Consider the following 2,636-nt stretch of genomic DNA (forward strand, 5'->3'; position numbering starts at 1 on the left):
AAGTAGCCTCCTATCGGAGGCTACTCAGACTGTTGGCAAACGCTCGCTTTCTTCGTTGCTTCGCCTGACTGCGGTGCTCATTACCGTCAAAGGTAACTCCGCTCCTCATCAGACTTCGTGCCTCGAAAGACAAGCGTTTTCAATCAGTCTGATAATCATATTTTTTGAACTCTTTCTTCTAATAACAAGTAGCCTCCTATCGGAGGCTACTTGTTATTTTTCTTATACTAAAGCTTCATGTGTCTTACATTGTTCATATAAGCCACGCTCTTTTAATGCACCAATTAAAGTTTCGCCCATTACTGCTGGAGTAAGTGCAACTTTAATGCCACAGCTTTCCATTGTAGCCATTTTCTCTTTAGCAGTACCTTTACCGCCTGCGATGATTGCACCAGCATGTCCCATACGTTTACCTTCTGGAGCTGTTTGACCGCCAATGAATCCTACTACTGGTTTCGCCATATTAGCTTGTACCCACTCAGCAGCTTCTTCTTCTGCAGTTCCACCGATTTCACCAATCATAATAACTGCATAAGTTTCTGGATCTTCATTGAATGCTTTTAATACATCGATGAAGTTTGTTCCATTTACAGGGTCTCCACCAATACCTACAGCTGTAGATTGACCAATACCAGCCTGAGTTAATTGATGTACAGCCTCATATGTTAATGTACCAGAACGTGATACGATTCCTACATGACCTTTTTTATGAATGTAACCAGGCATGATACCAATTTTACACTCATCTGGAGTGATTACACCAGGGCAGTTAGGACCAACTAATCTAGTCTTTTTGCCTTCCATGTACTTTTTAACTTTTACCATATCAAGTACTGGAATACCTTCTGTAATACAAATCGCGATATCTAATTCTGCATCAACTGCTTCCATGATTGCATCAGCAGCAAATGCTGGTGGTACGTAGATTACAGATGCATTAGCACCAGTAGTTTCAACTGCATCTTTAACTGTATTGAATACAGGTACGCCAGCAATGTCAGTTCCACCTTTACCAGGAGTTACACCACCAACGATTTTAGTACCATACTCTAACATTTGAGTTGTATGGAATAAGCCTTGTGAACCAGTAATACCTTGTACAATGACTTTTGTATCTTTATTAATGAATACGCTCATTTTTATCCTCCCTTTCTTAGCCTACAAGTGCAACGATTTTTTCAGCGCCATCAGCCATTGAATCTGCTGCAACAATGTTTAAGCCTGACTCATTAAGAATCTTCTTACCTAATTCAACATTCGTTCCTTCTAAACGAACTACTAATGGTAAGTGTAAACCAACTTGTTTAGTTGCTTCGATTACACCTTCAGCAATAACATCACACTTCATGATGCCTCCGAAGATATTAACGAAAATCCCTTTAACATTTTGGTCAGAAAGGATAATTTTAAACGCTTCTGTAACTTTCTCAGCAGTAGCACCGCCCCCTACATCAAGGAAGTTAGCCGGATCTCCACCGTAGTGTTTAATGATATCCATTGTAGCCATTGCTAGACCAGCACCATTAACCATACATCCGATATTTCCGTATAAAGAAATATAGTTTAAGTCATACTTAGAAGCTTCGATTTCTTTTGGATCTTCTTCTTCTAAGTCACGGTAAGCTAAAATGTCTGCATGACGATATAAAGCATTTGAGTCAAAGTTTAACTTTGCATCTAATGCCATTACTTCTCCATCACCTGTAACTACTAATGGGTTAATCTCAGCGATTGAGCAATCTTTTTCGATAAACGCAGCATATAAGCCCATCATGAACTTAACAGCTTTGTTTACTAAGTTGCTTGGAATGTTGATATTGAACGCAATACGACGAGCTTGGAAGCCTTGTAGACCTACTGCTGGATCAATATACTCTTTAAAGATTTTTTCAGGTGTTTTTTCAGCTACTTCTTCAATTTCAGTTCCACCTTCTTCAGAAGCCATTAATACAACTTGTGAAGTAGCGCGGTCTAAAACTAAACCAACATAATATTCTTTTTTAATATCGCAGCCTTCTTCGATAAGTAAGCGCTTTACTTCCTTACCTTCTGGTCCAGTTTGATGAGTAACTAATACTTTACCTAGAATTTCACTAGCATATGTATTTACTTCATCTAAATTTTTCGCTACTTTTACGCCACCCGCTTTACCGCGGCCACCAGCGTGAATTTGAGCTTTTACTACGCATACAGCTGTACCTAATTCTTTTGCTGCTTCTACTGCTTCTTCAACTGTGAAAGCAACTTTACCATTTGGTACTTTTACGCCATAGCTTCGTAGGATTTCTTTCCCTTGATACTCATGGATATTCATGATCCATCCTCCCCTTTTAGAACAAGACAAATTAAAACACATTCCTATTGTATCTCTTACAGAATATACTGTAAATACTTTAGTAGAAAAGAATTAAATATTCTATGTTTTTATATAGAAAACCCTTTCATATACAATAGTCAATGTAGTTTATCATATTACAATATTATTTTTCCAATAATATATCCATATCCTTAAAAAAATAAATTAACGACAGTTAGTGATTTTAGCTTTACATCATTTCGATTCATTTATCTGCTTTATACAAACTTAAAATTTTATGTAATTTTAAAAGTCGTTAATCTATTCTATTTTAGACCAC

Annotated in this window: 2 protein-coding genes; both read right to left on the bottom strand. The window is 37.3% G+C overall.

Going from position 1 to position 2,636, the window contains the following annotated elements:
- Positions 1 to 222: 222 nt before the first annotated feature.
- Complete coding sequence (sucD, locus tag CN514_RS21690) at positions 223 to 1,137, bottom strand: succinate--CoA ligase subunit alpha (RefSeq protein WP_097975492.1); 915 nt, start codon at positions 1,135 to 1,137, stop codon at positions 223 to 225.
- A 16-nt stretch (positions 1,138 to 1,153) separates the two neighbouring features.
- Positions 1,154 to 2,314: an ADP-forming succinate--CoA ligase subunit beta gene (sucC, locus tag CN514_RS21695; protein WP_098234358.1), complete on the bottom strand. Its 1,161-nt coding sequence runs from the start codon at positions 2,312 to 2,314 to the stop codon at positions 1,154 to 1,156.
- Between the last annotated feature and the right edge of the window lie 322 nt (positions 2,315 to 2,636).

Origin of the sequence: Bacillus sp. AFS001701 (assembly GCF_002559405.1) — a bacterium.
GTDB lineage: Bacteria > Bacillota > Bacilli > Bacillales > Bacillaceae_G > Gottfriedia.

Coding starts and splice junctions, on each gene's coding strand:
- sucD (WP_097975492.1), bottom strand. CDS start 1,137: ATGAGCGTATTCATTAATAAAGATACAAAAGTCATTGTACAAGGTATT.
- sucC (WP_098234358.1), bottom strand. CDS start 2,314: ATGAATATCCATGAGTATCAAGGGAAAGAAATCCTACGAAGCTATGGC.